Raw genomic sequence first — 15,915 nt, 5'->3', positions numbered from 1 at the left:
CGGGAATATCCGCGCACCACACCCGCCACGACCACAGGGGCGCACATGAACCACATCGCCGCCGCGATCGACAGTCTCAATTCCTGGGTCGCGCTTGTCGTGCGCTGGCTCGCTCTGTTCATGGTGCTGATCCAGTTCGCCATCGTGGTCGGGCGCTATGTCTTTGGCGTCAATTCCATCGCCGCGCAGGAAAGCGTGCTTTACCTGCACGCCACGCTTTTCATGCTGGGTGCGGGTTATACACTGCTGGTGGACAAGCATGTGCGCGTCGACGTGTTCTTTGCCAAGCTCAGCGCGCAGGCCCAGCGCCGGATCGACATCTTTGGCCATCTCTTCCTGCTGCTGCCGTCGATGGCGGCGCTGCTCTACTGGTCCTGGCCCTCGGTTCGCAATTCGTGGAAAATTCTTGAGGGCCCGATTTCGGTTGGCGGGATCGAGGCGGTGTTCCTGCTGAAAACGCTGATACCGCTCTTCTGCATTCTAGTGATGCTCCAGTCGGTTGCGCTCCTGATACGTCTTCTGTCCCCGAAAGCGCAGCAATGACAGAATATCTCGACCTGATCATGTTCGCAGCGCTGATGGTCGCCATCCTCTCGGGCTTCCCTGTATCCTTCAGCATCGCGGGCGTCGGGATCGCCTTCGCCTATCTGGGCTGGATGCTGGGCGTCATGGACATTTCGCTGCTGGGCTCGATGGGCCAGCGGGTGTTCGGGCTGATCAGCAACCAGGTGCTGATCGCCATTCCGCTTTTCGTGCTGATGGGCGCGCTGCTGGAGAAAAGCCGCATCGCCGAAGAATTGCTGGACACGATGGGGCGCCTTTTCGGCCAGCTGCGCGGCGGGCTTGGCATCTCGGTCGTGCTGGTCGGTGCGCTTCTGGCGGCCTCGACGGGCATCGTGGGGGCGACCGTTGTGGCAATGGGCATGATCGCCCTGCCCACGATGCTGCGGGCCGGATACAACCCGCGCGTGGCCAGCGGGATCGTCTGCACCGCCGGCACGCTGGGCCAGATCATTCCGCCTTCGACGCTGCTGATCATCCTTGCCGACGTCATGTCGAACGCCTTTCAGCAAGCACAATACGAGCAGGGGAAATTCTCGGTCGAGGCGCTGTCCGTGGGGCAGTTCTTTGCTGCCGCGATCGGGCCGGGGCTGGTTCTGGTGTGCCTCTACCTGCTCTACATTCTCGTGCACGGTGTCCTGCGCCCGCGTGACATGCCGCCCGCACCCTCTGACGACCCAAAGCCGGACCGCGCGGAGATATTCGGCGCGATCATTCCGCCGATCCTGCTGATCTTTGCCGTGCTGGGCGCCATTTTGGGCGGCATCGCCACCCCGACCGAGGCAGCCTCGGTCGGCGCCATCGGCGCGCTTCTGATGGCGGGGATTCGGCTAGGCGTCAGCCGCAAGCTCATCATGCTGGGCACCGCCGCGCTGGTGGCGCTGGGCATATTCGCCGGGCTGTTCCCGGTGCGCCTGCAGCGCAGCGATCTTGAGGCGGCGTCGTATATCGCGGGCGGGTTCTACGTGCTGCTGGCCATCACCGGCGGCATCGCCATCGCGCTGGCCCTGCGCTCCGCGCTGCGCAAGGACGTGGTGCAAGAGGCGATCACCTCCACGCTCACCATGACCTCGATGATCTTTGCCACGATCCTCGCGGCGGGGATATTCTCGCTGGTCTTCATCGGCCTCGGCGGAGAAGAGCGGGTGGCGCATCTGCTGCTCAGCATGCCGGGCGGGCCGACCGGCGCGCTGGTCTTCAGCATGGCGTTCATCTTCGTGCTGGGGTTCTTCCTCGACTTCGTCGAGATCTCGGTCATCCTGTTGCCGCTGGTCGTGCCGCCCCTGATCCTGATGGGCCACGATCCGATCTGGCTGGGCATCCTTATCGCAATCAATCTGCAGACCAGCTTTCTGACGCCGCCCTTCGGCTTTTCGCTGTTCTATCTGCGCGGCGCCGCCCCCAAGGAGGTGACGACGGGCCATATCTATGCAGGCGTGATCCCCTTCATCGGCTTGCAGGCACTGGGCGTTTTGTTGATCTGGTTTGTCCCGTCGCTGGCGACATGGCTGCCCGCGGTCATATTCTAGAAACGTTCGCGCCAAGAGACGCCCGCCGCCAACCGGGCGTCAGCCTCGCCTCCGGCCAAACACCACCAATTCGCACAGACTGATCCCCAGCCCAAGCGCGGGAGCCAAGGCCGCCGGGCCGTTCAGCACATGGAGCGTCAGCGCGCTCTGGCCAAGCCAGAGACACGGCACGGCCAGCGCGGCGAGCCTGTGCCAGCGCCCCGAGATCAGAAAGACCGCCCCAAGACTGGCAAGCGCCGTCGGGTCGGGCGCGATCCCGAAGACCTCCGCGCTTGCGATGCCGCGTCCCTGCAGAAGCGCAAGGGCGGGATAGGCCACCGTTGCCGTCAGGATGATGCCATAGCCCATGACACGCCGAGATATTCTGACAGGGTCCGCCAAACCCGGGCGCAGCGCGAGCCATGCCAACAGAATGGCCTGCAACGCGAAGGCGGGGCCTGCATATGTCATCGCCCAGTTGATCGGCGCGTAGCGTTGCCAGATGAAATGCCACCCCACCGACAGCCACGCCAAGGCAAGAAGCCCGCAGATCAAGCGCGCCCCGATGCCTGCGCGCCGGACATGGAAGGCAAGCGCAGCCAGCAGCGCAAGCGGGGCCAGCAGCGGCAAGGGCCAGAGTGCGGCGTTTTCGAGCTCGAAAAGCCGCCAGTACACCCGCTCGGAGAAAAGCAGCAGGTCCGAGAGGCCGTAGGTCAGCCAGTCCGGCATCACAGATCCTGAAAATGCGAGACGATCCGGCGGCGCATCTGGTCATCCGGCATGGGGCCATCTTCCGCAGCCTTGTTCTGCCGAACATGCGCGACCTTGGTCGTCGCGGGGATGGCGACGGTCAACGCGGGGTGCGAGATGATGAATTTCAGCAAGAGCTGCGGCCAGGTGTCCACGCCCAGCTCTGCGGCGATATCCGGCAGGGGCCGGCCCTCCAGCGCCTGCGGCAGGGCACCGCGCCGAAAGGGACGGTTCGCGATGACGGCGATGCCCTTCTCGCGCGCCAGCGGCAGAAGCCGGTCCTCCGCCTCGCGGTCAGCGAGGTTGTAGGTCAGCTGCACGCTGTCCACCGGGTAGTCGCGCATCAACCGCTCCAGAAGGTCATGGCGCCGCCCATGCGAGGTCGTCAGTCCGACATGGGCAAGCTGGCCCGCCTCCTTCATGGCAAAGAGCGTTTCAAGATGCGCCTCCCACGAGACAAGGTTGTGGACCTGAAGCAGATCGAAGCGGCCCACACCCCAGGCCGCGCGGCTCTGCGCGATCTGGGCGGGGCCCTCGTCCCCGGCAGTCGTCCAGACCTTGTCGGCGGCCACGACATTTCCGGGATAGCCCAGCTTCTGCAGGCCATAGCCGATGGTCTGCTGGGAGGAGCCATACATCGGCGAGGAGTCGATCATGCCCCCGCCCGCCTCGGTGAAGGCGGCGATGACGTCCGCGCATTCCTCCAACAGGACGGGATCGCTGCCGACGTTGAAAGTGATCCAGCTGCCCAGCCCGATCGCGGGAAGGCGCGCGCCCGTCGCCGGGATGGACTGCAAGGGCGCCGCTTGGGCCAGCGCCGCGCCGGGCATTGCTAGGGAGGCAGCCGCGCCCTTCAGGAGTGTTCGCCGTGAAAGCATGCTCATGCCTCGCTTTTCTGGCCGGGCCCCGGTCCGGTTGCTCGCATCACTCCGCTGTACGCTCGGCAAGGAAGGCCGAGAAGGCCTGCCAGCTTGCCGCGTCGGCCCGCGCGTCATATCGGTCCGAGCCAAACACCGTGAAGGCATGCGGCGCGCCCGAGTAGATCTCGACCGTGTAGGTGTTGCCCGCCTGCTCGAGCTCCGACGCGAAGCCTGCCACGTTCGGCAATGTGATCGAGCTGTCGGCGCCGCCATGCAGCACCAGAAGCGGCGGCTCGTCCCCGCCCCAGGACTGGCCTTCGGGCGTCGACAGTCCGCCGTGGAATGTCGCATAGCCGGATGCCTCATCGGCCATGTCGCTGCGGGCCATTTCCAGTGCCGCGGCCCCGCCGAAGCAATAGCCCATGACGATCATTGACTCGGCCCCGGACCGCTCGCGCGCCTGCGCGGCGCCGGCTTGCAGCAATGCGCGCATGCGTTCGCGATCATCGTAAAGGGCGCCCGTTGCCGCGCGGCGGTGATCCACCGTTTCGGTGGGCGTATCATTGCCGAACATGTCGAGAGCGAACGCATCGTACCCCATTTCGGCCAGCATATCCGCGCGCTTGCGCTCGTACTCCGTCAGGCCGTCCCAATCATGCACGATCAGCACAAGGCCCTGAGAGTTTTCGGCTGCGGCCCAGTAGCCGGTCAGTGCCTCGCCGCCCATCGAGTAGGAAACATCCTCGGCGAAAACGGGCGCCCCGATCAGGGTGGTGGCCAGGGCGAAATGTCTGATGGTCATTGGGGATCTCCCTTTGCGCAGGCTTCTGCAATCGGCGGTGATGTCACGGCATGCCGCTCCTTGAAATATGGCTCGCAGGAGGCATTCGGCAATGTGCTGCTCTAGAAGGCGCGGCGCACGGCGGCGCGCCCATCAGTCGCGAGGGCCTTTGGGAGGGCGAGGCACCCCCGACGTCGCCGCTTGTTCCGGGTCTTCGAAGGCCTCTCGTTCTACGCGCAGTAGGATGTCGTGATGACCGGCAGCAAGGACCATCCCGTGGCGACGAAGCCGACCCATCCCGTTGCCTGACTGACGAAACGCACGAAGCCGGAGGGCGACGCCAAGCGCGGGTGGTAAAGCGCGACGAGCAGCGCCACTTGCAGCGATAGGGCAACAGCGTAGGCGGTTATCAGCAGAAGGCGGGGCAAGGGCACTCCCAGCAATTCGCCCGCGATCCCGTGCCCGCAGATCAGGCCGTGCAGACCGTAGATGGCGCTAAAGGCCGCCAGCCATACCAGCGGCGCGATCAGGATGCGAATCACGTCCTTCATGCCAAAAGCCCCGGCAGATGCGCGGCCAGCAGGACAAGCGCACCGATCATGGCGGCATAATCGATCCAGAGACGCACGATTGGGAATTCGGCCAACCGCGCAGGGGAGGTGTAACCCTTCAAGACCCGGGCGATCAGAAAGCTTACCATCAGCGCCGCAAGGGCCGCGTGGAACAACCCGTACGCGCCCAGCACGAAGAGTGTCGCACCATAGGCATGCGCGTCCGGCGCCGGTGTGCGCACCATCATCGCCGTGCAGGCGACGGCGAGCGCCAGACTGCCCAGACCGGCGAGGGCGAGCCACGGAACCTGTCCGCCGCCGCCCTGCCCCGTGCGGATGGCCACCCGCATCATCAGGGCGCTCAGCGCACCGCCGAACAGGCCAAGGGCCAATTCCGGCACAGACGGCGCAAACCATTCAGGTGGCGGCCATCCGGGCGCGACCGTCCACAGAAACGCGAACCCGAAAAGCAATGAGCCCAAGAACGTGGCATTCGCGGTCAGAAGGAAGGCCGATCCCCACCATCCGGGCGATCGCCGGGCCGTGGCGGCGCTTGGCAAGGTGACGCCGCGCCCGACAGGCTGCGCATCCGGGTCGTCCTTGCGGCCCAGAACCCAAACCCACCTCCAGGCGAGGACCGCGACGCCGATCACGGCAAGCGGGACGGTCCAGTAAAACTTCAGCAGAAGCGACAGAAAGAATACGCCCGTCACCGCCGACATCAGGATCGGCAGGCGGGTATTGGCGGGATAGACGACATGCATGTCGGGCGCGCCGGTCGCGACATCGACTGTCAGCGTCTCACGCATGCCTTGCCTTGGCGCCCCGAGATACCCCTCGCCGCGGGCCAGCCGGACGGTGAGGTCCGGATCATCAGTCAGAGGCGCGCGGCTGCTGACATGCGGAAGGCTGGCGAAGTTGTAGGCCGGTGCGGGCGTCATCATCGCCCATTCCAGCGTACCCGCGCCCCAGGGATTGCGCCGCCCGTGCGCGCCGATCAGCAGGTGCAGGGCCACGTCGATCAGGATCATGGCAATGCCGATGGCCAGAACGAAACTGCCGATGGAGGAAATGAGGTTGATCGCCGTCCAACCGTCCTCGGGGGCATATGTGGGGATGCGCCGCCGTTGGCCCAGAAGCCCCACCCAGTGCATCGCCAGAAACGTCACGTGAAAGCCGATGAACACCAGCGCGAAGGCAAGCTCGCCCAGGCGAAAGAACCGTCTGCGCCCCGAAAGATGGGGCATCCAGTAATAGATGCCGGCAAAGATTGGAAAGACAAAGCCGCCGAAAAGGACGTAGTGCAGATGCGCCGTGATAAAGGCGGTGTCATGCGCCTGCCAGTCAAACGGCACAACGGCCACCATGACGCCTGTCAGACCGCCGATGACGAAGGTAAAGAAGAAGCCCAAGAGGTGCAGCATCGGCATGCGCAGGGTGGGCCGCCCCTTCCACATGGTGCCGATCCACGCAAATATCTGCACACCTGTCGGCACCGCGACGAGCGTCGATGCCGCCGAGAAGAAGGCCAGCCCCATATGCGGGATGCCGGTGGTGAACATGTGATGCACCCAGAGGCCGAAAGAAAGAAAGGCCAGCGCCACCGCCGCCGCAACGATCCAGCCATAGCCCAGCAGGGTGGTGCGGCACATCACCGGCAGGACGGTCGAGATGACGCCCGCCGCGGGCAGGAAGATGATATAGACCTCCGGATGCCCGAAGAGCCAGAAGAGATGCTGCCACAGCAGGCTGTCGCCGCCCAGATCCGCCTGGAAAAAAGGGAAGCCGAAGGCCCGCTCGACCTCCAGTAGGACCGAGCCGAGGATGAGCGGCGGAAAGCCCGTCAGGATCATCAGCGCCGTGATCAGCGCATACCAGGCAAAGATCGGCATCTTGTCCAGCGACATGCCGGGCGCGCGGTATTTCAGGATCGACACCGTGATCTCGACCGCGGCGGCAATGGCAGAAATCTCGACAAAGGTGATGCCGATCAGCCAGAAATCGGTGTTGATGCCGGGCGAATGGATCGCGCCCGTCAGGGGCGGATACATGAACCAGCCGCCATCTGGCGCGATGCCGAACAGCATCGAGATCAGCAGCATCGTCCCGCCAAAGGCGTAACACCAATAGCCGTAGGCGGTGAGGCGCGGAAAGGCCAGATCGCGGGTGCCCAGCATCTTGGGCAGCAGGTAGATCGCCAGCCCCTCGAAGGTGGGGATGGCGAAAAGGAACATCATGATGGTCCCGTGCATCGTGAAGATCTGGTTGTAGATCTCGGGGCCGGCAAAGGCGGAGTGCGGCGTGGCAAGCTGCGCGCGGATCAGCATCGCCAGAAGGCCGCCGATGATGAAAAAGAGGAAGGCGGTCAGCAGGAACATCCGGCCCAGATCGGTGTGGTTCACCGTCGAGAACCAGCCGCGAAAGCCGCGCTCGGATGCCCAGATCCGCGTGAGTTTGCGATGCCGCTCAAGTGCCGTCATTCCTGCACGCTCCTTAGAAAGGCGTCCCATCCGGGCGCGTCATGCGCGGTGACGGAAAAGGTAAAGCCGTCATATCCCGCGCCACTGAATTCGGCGCTGAGCCCTGCATAGGTGCCCGGCGCATCGGCCTCGATCCTGAGGATGTTGACATGCCCCGGTATCGCATCGAGCTTGCCCGCAAGGCGCGGCACCCAGAAACTGTGGATGACATCGGCGGTGGTGATCGCCACATCTACGGGGCGTCCCGCGGGGATGTGTAGCGTGCCATCGGTCATCGCGCCCGGCGCGTCCTCATAGGTGAAACTCCAGGCCCAGCGCCGAGCCTCGGCACCTACCTGCACCGCATCATCCTCGGCGCGGGGCAGCAGACGCTCACCCACGACAAGGCCATAGGCAAGGAGCGCGGCAAGGACGGCCATCGGAAAGGCAAGGCCAAAACCAATGATCCAGACCCGGACCTGTCGTGGCTCGTCTCGCCTGCCGGATTGGCGGTAGAACGGCATGGCCACCAGTATCATCACGAGGCCAAAGATCAGCGCCGCGCTGACCAGCATCACCCACCAGAGCGTTGCGATGGTCCGCGCCGCGGGACCCGCAGGATCGACTGTAGACAGCATTCCCTCGCAACCCGAAAGCGCGGTAAGCGTTGTCCCGAGGATGAGAAGCCGTAGGAAGGGGACGCCATGGCGACGCAGAGAGATGACAAGGAAACCGAAGAGCTGATCGACCCGATCAGCGAGATGCCGGGATTCGATCAGACGGAATCGCGTATCGCCGTGCTGGGGCACCCGATCCACGCCATGACCGTTGCCTTCCCGGTGGCGCTGACCTTTTGCCTGTTGGGCGCCGATATCCTCTACTGGTGGACCGGCGATACGTTCTGGGCGCGGGCGGCGCTTTGGGCGGCGGGCACGGGGTTCCTCTTTGGGATGCTTGCCGGGCTGTCGGGCACGGCGGAGCTGTTGCTCGTCTCCGGCATCCGCGCGCGCGCGCCCGCATGGACGCATTTCATCATCGCCGTCACCCTTCTGGCCCTGCTCGGCGCGAATTGGGGCTACCGGCTCTATGGTTACGAAGAGGCGGTCCTGCCCTACGGCATCCTCCTCTCGGGGCTTTGCGCGCTGATTGTCAGCTTCACGGGATGGCATGGGGGCAAGCTCGTTTTCGATTATCGATTGGGCACTTCGAAGGGAAACTGACCGCCCCTCGGCTCAAGCAGCCAGTCCGGAAAGACAACCCAGTCCAGTGCCGGCTTGGCCAGAACAAGGGTCAGGATCGCGATGATGGGAAGGATCACCGCCGTCACTGGCAAAAGCGGTCGCGGCGGTGCGTGATGCTCGGGTTTCTCCGCGACCTTTACAAGGATATGGCCGATCCAGACATGGGCGACCAGCAGAAGTGCGACGAAGGCAAGCTTGGCAAAAAGCCACGGCACGAACGCCTCACGCAGGAAAATGAGCCATGTCCCCGCAATCACGGCAATGACGGCGGCTGGCGTGACGCAAAGCGTATAGGTGATATGTGTGGAATGACGGATGAGGCGATAATCCTCGGCCATGACCGCCGGGTCGTGCCGGGCAAGCATCACCGGCAGGGCAAGAAGGCCGCCGCACCATATGACCAGCGCGGCGACATGCAGAACCTTGACGATCGGGATGAGCGCGAGCAGCCACTCTAGCACGCCGCGCGCCCCGTAAGTTGCCCCCAGCTGCGCCGCGCCATCATCGCAGCCGCCAAGGCGTAGGGAATTCCCGCAGGCACCCACATGATCAGCCCGCCCAGTTGTTGATCCCGAAGCGGCGTCAGACCCCATTCGAAAGGCGCAAACGCATGAGCGGCAAAAAGCGGCGAGGGCGCAAAGGTCAGGATTGCGCCCAGCATCCCCATCTGGGCGAAACCGCCAATGACGAAGAAAAGACGGTCAATCGGCGCATGCTCGGCAGTGAAGACAGCCCACCAGAACCAGATGGCGGTGCCAAGCAGACTAAGCTGCATCATCCAGTAGACGCCCATATTCGACAGGGCGGCGTCATAGGACAGCGGGTGATGCCAGCCCCACAGCACCAGGGTCGATGCCACGAAGGGCAAGGCGATGCCGCCTGCCGCCCTGGCCCGGAACGTGAAGGCCAGGAGAGGCGCCGCAACGGCGACCAAAAGAACATGATGCACGACCCGCGCCGAAAACAGGGCCGAGGACAAGGCGCAAAGCGGCGAGACGAAGGCCAGCACCATGACAGCCACGGCGGCCAGCCCCGTGGGCTTGTGGCGCAAGACGACGGTCAGGACCGCCAGGGCTGCGATGAGCACGGGATCGAGGTTCCAACTTGCCCAAAGATCCGCCGGTGGGGGCGGCGCCCCGCAGTAGATCCCGTCCATCTTCCCGATCTCCTTCAACATGCGATCACATGATTTATGCCGCAGGCATAAACGCTTGCCGATCAGTTTGGTTCCGCGCGGCGGGGTCTGCCTGCAACCAAAGGTGCCGCGCTTGGAAGGGTGTTTTCAAGGAGTGATGCGACAATTCGCGCATAAATTTGGCGGTACGCGGAACGATCCGTCGCCAAATGCGTATTCCTTATGGGAGAGGCCTATCATGCCAAACATGTCGCGCCGGGGATTTCTGAAAGTTGGCACAAGCGCTGCCGCCGTCAGTGTCATACCCCTTCATCAGGCCTTGGCCGGACTTCAGACCGAGCGTCAGCTGCACCCCCCCGGATGGCGCAAGGACGGCCGCGTCCGCTTCCGCCAAGACGGCATCCCGAAAGTCACCGGCAACAAGGTCTTTGCCATTGATATCCGCGCCCGGGATATGCCGGATTGGCCTGACGAACAGGCGCATGCCTTTCTTCTCAGACTGCCCAAGGCTGACCGGGTGTTTCAGGGCGTCACCGTCGAGGCGTTGGGCGAGGAGCTGCGCCCCGATGCGCTGGTGACCGCCGAGACCCTGCAGAATGACGGGGTCGAAATGGTCGAGAAGGACTTTTACGGCGTCTTCTTTGCTGAACCCGGCGAGGTGCCAACATATCTGGGTCAGCCCGCCGCGCTGCTGATCTATCACGACTACGCGCGCTATCGTGCCGCCAAGGCCCGCCTGAAATTCACCGAGGACGCACTGATCTGGGGCGACGCCGCCGAGGCGCCTCGGCGGACCCCGTATGGCGCCACGCGATATGTGCGCATCGGCGGCGCGGCGCGGGACGCCGAAGACGTCTTTTCGCCGCTGAAGAACGGCACGCTCTTTGCCGAATTCAAGGATGGCAAGGCCCAGTGGCCTGCGGAGGATTCCGAAGGAGACATGGGCGGCAAGGCGATGGCGCTCTCGGCGGACTTGCGGCGCGAGCTTGAAAACCCGCCCGAGACCTGGAAGGTCTACCGGCGCCGCTACAGCTCGCAATATGTGGATCCAGCGGCCCTGGAGACGGATAACGGCAACGCGTGGTATGACGCCGGAAATGGCCGTCTGCATGTCGTGACTGGAACGCAGTCACCCTGGACGAATGCCGACCATATCGAGAAGATGGTGCGTGCCAGCCGGTTCAATCTGTCCGAACTGCGTTTTCATCCCGGCTACACCGTGGGCTACGGGCAAAAGGAACACCACGTCTTTCCCTATTACGTCGCCATGGCCGCGCTTTATGGCGACGGACGTCCCGTGCGGCTGGCCATGGACCGGTGGGAGCATTTTCAGGGCGCGCTCAAGCGCCACCCTTTCGATACCGAGATCACGCTGGCCGTCGATCGCCAGACCGGCGAGTTTCGCAGCCTGGCAAGCGATCAGCGCGCCGATGGCGGCGGGGTCAAGAATTTCAGCCCCTCAGTGGGTCAGGTTTCGGCCACCGCGCTGCAATCGATCTACTACCTGCCGAAAAGCGATCTGGCCGTGCAGGTCGATGCAAGCCGTGCGCCCACCGCCGGCTCGATGCGCGGGTATGGCACGCTGCAAAGCATGGTGGCGATGGAGCTGATGGTCGACGAGGTAGCCGAGGATCTGGGCCACGACCCGATCGAGCTGCGCCGCATCAACGTCATCCGGAGCGGCAACAAGAATACCCAAGGCGCCATTCCCGGCGGTCATCTGCGCGCGGCCGAATTGCTGGACGCCGCCGCCAAGGATCCGATCTGGACCGGGCGCGCGGACCGCAAGGCCGAGTTCGAGGCCGCCAATCCCGGATACCGCTATGGCGTCGGTTTTTCCTGCGTTCAGAAGGATTACGGCACCGGTGCCGAGGCCGCGTTAGTGCAGCTTGAGCTGTCTCCGGACGGGCATCTGCACATGCGCCATGTCGCGTCGGAAATCGGCTGCGGGGCCACGACATCGCAAATGCTGGTAACCGAGGCGCTGCTGGGCAAGCCTGCCGACAGTGTCGACTTTGCCGTCATCGACTGGCCCAGCATGCCGCTGGAAGCGACCAACGAGCCCTACACGATGAGCCAGGAAAAGCAGGATGAGCTGGCCCGGAACCCCCGGTGGGTGCCGCGCATCACGTCGCCGCGCAGCGCCTCGAATTCGGCCTATTACTTTACCCATGCCACGACCGAGGCCGCGCGCCTGCTGTTCGAGCTGGGCCTTTGGAAGGCTGCGCTCAGCTTTTGGCAGGAGGGGATCGGCGGCGGTCAGGCCGGCCCGCTATATGTTCGGCGCGAAGAGGCCGAATGGCGCGGCGGGCATCTGGTGGCCGGGGGTTTGGACCCTCTGCCGCTGGAGGATCTGTCGCGGCGCGCGCATGAGCGCGGGTTCATCACCGGCGTCACGGTTCACACCTTCAACCGCTGGGCCTGGGCGCGGGCCGAGTTCGAGGTGGACGGCACCCGGCTCACCGCACCCATCGATGCGCTGTCGGTACGGTGGGGCGATGGCGCAGGCCCCGAAAAACGCGCGCAGATGCAAGATGGCGGCTATGCGTTTCAGCCGCGGCTCAGCGTCAATTATCCCCCGGTCCAGCGCAACAATGCCGCCGTCACTTATTACGCCCCCTGCGCCACGCTGGTGGAGCTGTCGGTCAATACCGGCTCTGGCGAGGTGAAAGTGCTCAACCACCGTTCCTGGCTGGAATGCGGCCGGCAGATCGTGCCCGAGCTTGTGTCCGGTCAGCTTCAGGGCGGCATCGCGATGGGGATCGGGCATGCGCTCTATGAGGAAATGCCGCTATACGAGGACGGGCCGGGCAACGGCACCTGGAACTTCAACCGCTACCGCATGCCCCGCGCCGAGGATGTCGCGGTTTGGGCGCAAAGCGCGACCGTGCTGGAGCCGCTGTCGCCCACCGATCCGCCCAAGGGCATCGCCGAGGTCGTCATGATCCCCATCGTCGCGGCGATAGGCAACGCTGTCCATCATGCCATCGGCCACCGATTTGATCGCACGCCGATCACCGCGGAAAGGATCAAGGAGGTGATACGATGAGTGCCATGATAACCGTCTCGATGTCCATCAACGGCGCGCAGATCGACCCTGTGGAAGTGCCCGAAGACCTGATGCTGCTGGAATTTCTGCACGAGTATCTCAACCTGACCGGCACGCGCTATGGCTGCGGTCAGGGCGTTTGCCGGGCATGCTCGGTCATCCATGACGGTCCCGGCGGCGCCGAGGTCCTGCCGGCCTGCATCACCGGCGTCGCATGGGCCGACGGGCGCAGCTTTCGCACGGTCGAAGGCCATGCCGAGACGGGACCGGATGGCGAGGTCATCGCGCTGACGCCCGTTCAGCAGGCCTTTCTCGATCACTTCTCGTTCCAGTGCTCCTACTGCACGCCCGGCTTCGTCGCCGCCGCGCAGGCACTGGTCGAACGGCTGGAGGTGGATCCGATTGCCGTGGACGACGTCGAAGATACTGTGCTGCGAGCTCTCAACGAGAATATCTGTCGCTGCACCGGCTATGTTCGCTATCTTAAGGCAACGCGGGACGTCATCCTGTCCACGCCGGGCCTGACCCGCGACAGCCGCGCGGAGGAAAGCTGATGCAGACCGCGCTGCGCATTCTTGCGGCGCTCGTGCTGGCCGGGGTGGCCCTGGCCGCCGTGATCTATTTCGGCTTCAGCGGCGCCGGCCCGGTCCCTTCGCCCAGCCGCGAGTTGGCCAGCCTGAGCGACACGGAACGCGGCGAGATGATCGCCCAGGGCGCATATGTCGCCAAGGCCGGCGATTGCGCTGCCTGTCACGAAAGCGAGGATGGGCTGGCGCTGGCGGGCGGCACGCCGATGGAGACGCCGATGGGGGTGATCTACGGCACCAACATCACCCCGCATGAGGAGTACGGTATCGGCGGCTATAGCGCCGATGATCTCTACCGCGTCATGGTCTACGGCATCGCGCCGCAGGGACGGCGCCTCTACCCCGCCATGCCCTACACATCCTACCACGCGGTGTCGCGGGCGGATGTGGATGCGCTCTATCTCTATCTCATGGCGCAGGCTCCGGTGGCCAAGCCGAACCGCGACCTCGAGATGCCCTTTCCCCTCAATCTGCGGCCATTGATCGCTTTCTGGAATGTCCTCTTCCGCCCGGATCCCCCGGAGGATGCTGGCCCCGGCCTGTCAGGTGGCGACGCGCTTGGGCAGGACAGGCGGGGCGACTACCTTGTCAACGTTCTGGGTCATTGCGGCGAATGCCACACGCCTCGCAACCTCGCCTATGCCAAGACGGGCGCGCATCTGGCCGGCACGGTCATCGAAGGCGCCGTGGCGCCCGACATAACACCCGCAGGCCTCTCCCAGCGCACATGGACGCCGGACGATCTGTCGCATTTCCTCTCCACCGGGCTCGCCCCGCAGGGCGTGATGACATTCCGCATGTTCCCGGTGCTCAGCCACTCGACGAAATACATGTCCGAGCGCGATATCGATGCGGTGACGGGCTATCTGACCTCAAACATGCCACGGCCCGCCACCCCGCCGGATGACGTCGCCGCCGCCGAGGCGCATCCCGAGGGGCGCAAGCTGTATGTCGGTCTTTGCGCCGGGTGCCACGGCACCGAAGGGGCCGGCCAGCCCTTCGGATCGGTCCCGATGAAGGGCAATACGACTCTCATGCTGCAGGACCCGCTGAACCTGCACCGCGTCATTCGCGAGGGCATTCCCGCCCGCCGTCTGAGCGGCTATCTGCGGATGCAGGAAATGCCGGCCTTCGAACATCGCCTGAGCGAAACCGAACTGGAGGCGCTGAGCGACTACCTGCGCGCAAGATGGGGCATCGACGCAATGTGAGGGTCCGCACCGGGCATGACGCCAGTCGGCTGTGTGAGCGTATGATCTGGACCATGGAGCCATTTCAGCGCGCGCGCCGACAACCGGTGCCATACTGGGCGTGCTGGACAAGAGCCTGGCATTTATTCGGCGCGGGCTGAAAAGAGCAATCCTTTTAGAGCAGCGCTTGCTTTTCCGCTGCCAAACCTCGATTCTCGCCGCCAGCGAAAAGGGAGCGAGAACCAATGACATTCATGAAATCAATCGGCGCAGCTGCGGCTGCCGCCTTGATGATGACGGCAAGCGCCTCAGCCGAGACCCGCATCACCTACAAATCCGCCAAGGCCGGATCGTCCTATTTCCAGATGGCGGTCCAGATTGCCGAGGCGACGAAGGCCGGCACCGATGGCGATATCGCCGTGACGGTCGAGGAAAGCCAGGGCTCGGTGCAGAACGTGATGGAGGTGCGCACACGCGGCGCCGATTACGTCTTTACCACGCCGCCCGCGCTGGTCGGGCTGGCGCAGGGCGGCAAGGCGATGTTCGAGGGCAAGGGCGATCCGTCCTTCGACGACATCCGCGCGCTTTTCCCGATCCCCTCGCTGACCATGCATTTCGTCATGTCCGACGCGAGCGGCGCCGAGACCTTCGCTGACATGGAAGGCAAGACGATCCTACTGGGCAGCGGCTCGTTCGGGGCGACCGAGGGCGAGAAATACATCTCGCTCTTCGGGCTGGAGGGAAAGGTGAACATAGCGGATTCCGAGCTGTCGAACGCGGTGAACGCGCTGAAGAACGGCCAGATCGACGGTTTCGTCACTGCAGGCAGCTTTCCCGCGCCAAACGTGATCGAAGCGGCGGCCTCGACCGAAGTCAACGTGCTGTCGCTGACCGACGAGCAAATCGAGGAATCGGGTCGCACGCGTCTGACCATCCCCGCAGGCACCTATACCGGTCAAGACGAGGACATCACCACCACCTCCCTGCCCGTCGTCGCCTATTCGACAACCAAAATGGACGATGAGACGGCCTATACCCTGACCAAGATCTACTGGGAGACTCGCGAGAAGATGGCGCAGGACGCGGCATGGTGGGCGGGCGTGTCGACCGACATGCTGAGCAACATCACCACGCAGATCCACCCCGGCGCGATCCGCTACTACAAGGAAATCGGCGCGCCGCTGAGCGACGCGCACAAGTAAACCCCGCGCCTTGCCCCGCCCTGCGCAGGGGCAAGGCGCCT

15 protein-coding genes are annotated in these 15,915 nt (G+C 64.3%); 7 read left to right on the top strand and 8 right to left on the bottom strand.

The features are described 5' to 3' along the window. Positions 1-45: 45 nt before the first annotated feature. Together ACEWPL_RS13660 and ACEWPL_RS13655 are read left to right on the top strand one after the other, a co-directional pair. Entirely contained in the window at positions 46-543 is a 498-nt protein-coding gene (locus ACEWPL_RS13660) for a TRAP transporter small permease subunit (RefSeq protein WP_393934548.1), read from the top strand. After that, entirely contained in the window at positions 540-2,090 is a 1,551-nt protein-coding gene (locus ACEWPL_RS13655; RefSeq protein WP_393934549.1) for a TRAP transporter large permease, read from the top strand. The genes ACEWPL_RS13660 and ACEWPL_RS13655 overlap by 4 nt, the downstream gene beginning before the upstream one ends. Before the next feature lie 39 nt (positions 2,091-2,129). Here the strand turns inward: ACEWPL_RS13655 and ACEWPL_RS13650 are convergent, their stop codons facing one another. The 6 genes from ACEWPL_RS13650 to ACEWPL_RS13625 all read right to left on the bottom strand — a co-directional run bounded on the left by ACEWPL_RS13650 (position 2,130) and on the right by ACEWPL_RS13625 (position 8,108). After that, complete coding sequence (locus tag ACEWPL_RS13650) at positions 2,130-2,798, bottom strand: DUF6064 family protein (RefSeq protein ID WP_393934550.1); 669 nt, start codon at positions 2,796-2,798, stop codon at positions 2,130-2,132. After that, positions 2,798-3,703 carry an aldo/keto reductase gene (locus ACEWPL_RS13645; RefSeq protein WP_393934551.1) on the bottom strand — a complete coding sequence of 302 codons (906 nt, stop codon included), beginning with the start codon at positions 3,701-3,703 and terminating at the stop codon, positions 2,798-2,800. Before ACEWPL_RS13645 ends, ACEWPL_RS13650 begins: the two co-directional genes overlap by 1 nt. A 40-nt stretch (positions 3,704-3,743) precedes the next feature. Further along, positions 3,744-4,481 (bottom strand): dienelactone hydrolase family protein, encoded by a 738-nt coding sequence (locus ACEWPL_RS13640; RefSeq protein WP_393934552.1) that lies wholly within the window; start codon positions 4,479-4,481, stop codon positions 3,744-3,746. Between the two features lie 209 nt (positions 4,482-4,690). Next, complete coding sequence (locus ACEWPL_RS13635; protein ID WP_393934553.1) at positions 4,691-5,011, bottom strand: hypothetical protein; 321 nt, start codon at positions 5,009-5,011, stop codon at positions 4,691-4,693. Beyond that, complete coding sequence (ctaD, locus tag ACEWPL_RS13630) at positions 5,008-7,491, bottom strand: cytochrome c oxidase subunit I (RefSeq protein ID WP_393934554.1); 2,484 nt, start codon at positions 7,489-7,491, stop codon at positions 5,008-5,010. The genes ACEWPL_RS13635 and ctaD overlap by 4 nt, the downstream gene beginning before the upstream one ends. Further along, complete coding sequence (locus ACEWPL_RS13625) at positions 7,488-8,108, bottom strand: cytochrome c oxidase subunit II (protein ID WP_393934555.1); 621 nt, start codon at positions 8,106-8,108, stop codon at positions 7,488-7,490. Before ACEWPL_RS13625 ends, ctaD begins: the two co-directional genes overlap by 4 nt. A gap of 66 nt (positions 8,109-8,174) precedes the next feature. On the opposite strand from ACEWPL_RS13625, the gene ACEWPL_RS13620 reads away from it, so the two are divergent. Next, a complete protein-coding gene (locus tag ACEWPL_RS13620; RefSeq protein ID WP_393934556.1) occupies positions 8,175-8,690 on the top strand; it encodes a DUF2231 domain-containing protein in 516 nt (171 codons plus the stop codon). Here the strand turns inward: ACEWPL_RS13620 and ACEWPL_RS13615 are convergent. After that, positions 8,660-9,172 carry a CopD family protein gene (locus ACEWPL_RS13615; RefSeq protein ID WP_393934557.1) on the bottom strand — a complete coding sequence of 171 codons (513 nt, stop codon included), beginning with the start codon at positions 9,170-9,172 and terminating at the stop codon, positions 8,660-8,662. The genes ACEWPL_RS13620 and ACEWPL_RS13615 overlap by 31 nt on opposite strands. Further along, positions 9,166-9,867: a cytochrome c oxidase assembly protein gene (locus tag ACEWPL_RS13610; protein ID WP_393934558.1), complete on the bottom strand. Its 702-nt coding sequence runs from the start codon at positions 9,865-9,867 to the stop codon at positions 9,166-9,168. Before ACEWPL_RS13610 ends, ACEWPL_RS13615 begins: the two co-directional genes overlap by 7 nt. A 217-nt stretch (positions 9,868-10,084) precedes the next feature. Here ACEWPL_RS13610 and ACEWPL_RS13605 point away from each other — a divergent pair, with 217 nt between their 5' ends. The 4 genes from ACEWPL_RS13605 to ACEWPL_RS13590 all read left to right on the top strand — a co-directional run bounded on the left by ACEWPL_RS13605 (position 10,085) and on the right by ACEWPL_RS13590 (position 15,874). Beyond that, positions 10,085-12,895: a xanthine dehydrogenase family protein molybdopterin-binding subunit gene (locus tag ACEWPL_RS13605; RefSeq protein ID WP_393934559.1), complete on the top strand. Its 2,811-nt coding sequence runs from the start codon at positions 10,085-10,087 to the stop codon at positions 12,893-12,895. Further along, positions 12,892-13,449, top strand: a complete 558-nt coding sequence (locus ACEWPL_RS13600) for a (2Fe-2S)-binding protein (RefSeq protein WP_393934560.1) — start codon at positions 12,892-12,894, stop codon at positions 13,447-13,449. The genes ACEWPL_RS13605 and ACEWPL_RS13600 overlap by 4 nt, the downstream gene beginning before the upstream one ends. Next, entirely contained in the window at positions 13,449-14,693 is a 1,245-nt protein-coding gene (locus ACEWPL_RS13595) for a c-type cytochrome (protein ID WP_393934561.1), read from the top strand. The genes ACEWPL_RS13600 and ACEWPL_RS13595 overlap by 1 nt, the downstream gene beginning before the upstream one ends. A gap of 224 nt (positions 14,694-14,917) precedes the next feature. Next, positions 14,918-15,874: a TAXI family TRAP transporter solute-binding subunit gene (locus tag ACEWPL_RS13590; RefSeq protein ID WP_393934562.1), complete on the top strand. Its 957-nt coding sequence runs from the start codon at positions 14,918-14,920 to the stop codon at positions 15,872-15,874. Positions 15,875-15,915: the final 41 nt, after the last annotated feature.

The sequence above is a fragment of the Roseovarius roseus genome (assembly GCF_043355935.2).
GTDB lineage: Bacteria > Pseudomonadota > Alphaproteobacteria > Rhodobacterales > Rhodobacteraceae > Roseovarius > Roseovarius roseus.
Note: the sequence above shows the minus strand (reverse complement) of the source record. Positions and strands in the feature narration are given on the sequence as shown.

What these genes read in the sequence shown, in the direction of transcription:
- ACEWPL_RS13660 (WP_393934548.1), top strand. Translation starts at nt 46, where the DNA reads ATGAACCACATCGCCGCCGCGATCGACAGTCTCAATTCCTGGGTCGCG.
- ACEWPL_RS13645 (WP_393934551.1), bottom strand. Translation starts at nt 3,703, where the DNA reads ATGAGCATGCTTTCACGGCGAACACTCCTGAAGGGCGCGGCTGCCTCC.
- ACEWPL_RS13590 (WP_393934562.1), top strand. Translation starts at nt 14,918, where the DNA reads ATGACATTCATGAAATCAATCGGCGCAGCTGCGGCTGCCGCCTTGATG.
- ACEWPL_RS13600 (WP_393934560.1), top strand. Translation starts at nt 12,892, where the DNA reads ATGAGTGCCATGATAACCGTCTCGATGTCCATCAACGGCGCGCAGATC.
- ACEWPL_RS13640 (WP_393934552.1), bottom strand. Translation starts at nt 4,481, where the DNA reads ATGACCATCAGACATTTCGCCCTGGCCACCACCCTGATCGGGGCGCCC.
- ACEWPL_RS13620 (WP_393934556.1), top strand. Translation starts at nt 8,175, where the DNA reads ATGGCGACGCAGAGAGATGACAAGGAAACCGAAGAGCTGATCGACCCG.
- ACEWPL_RS13605 (WP_393934559.1), top strand. Translation starts at nt 10,085, where the DNA reads ATGCCAAACATGTCGCGCCGGGGATTTCTGAAAGTTGGCACAAGCGCT.
- ACEWPL_RS13625 (WP_393934555.1), bottom strand. Translation starts at nt 8,108, where the DNA reads ATGCTGTCTACAGTCGATCCTGCGGGTCCCGCGGCGCGGACCATCGCA.
- ACEWPL_RS13655 (WP_393934549.1), top strand. Translation starts at nt 540, where the DNA reads ATGACAGAATATCTCGACCTGATCATGTTCGCAGCGCTGATGGTCGCC.
- ACEWPL_RS13635 (WP_393934553.1), bottom strand. Translation starts at nt 5,011, where the DNA reads ATGAAGGACGTGATTCGCATCCTGATCGCGCCGCTGGTATGGCTGGCG.
- ctaD (WP_393934554.1), bottom strand. Translation starts at nt 7,491, where the DNA reads ATGACGGCACTTGAGCGGCATCGCAAACTCACGCGGATCTGGGCATCC.
- ACEWPL_RS13610 (WP_393934558.1), bottom strand. Translation starts at nt 9,867, where the DNA reads ATGGACGGGATCTACTGCGGGGCGCCGCCCCCACCGGCGGATCTTTGG.
- ACEWPL_RS13595 (WP_393934561.1), top strand. Translation starts at nt 13,449, where the DNA reads ATGCAGACCGCGCTGCGCATTCTTGCGGCGCTCGTGCTGGCCGGGGTG.
- ACEWPL_RS13650 (WP_393934550.1), bottom strand. Translation starts at nt 2,798, where the DNA reads ATGCCGGACTGGCTGACCTACGGCCTCTCGGACCTGCTGCTTTTCTCC.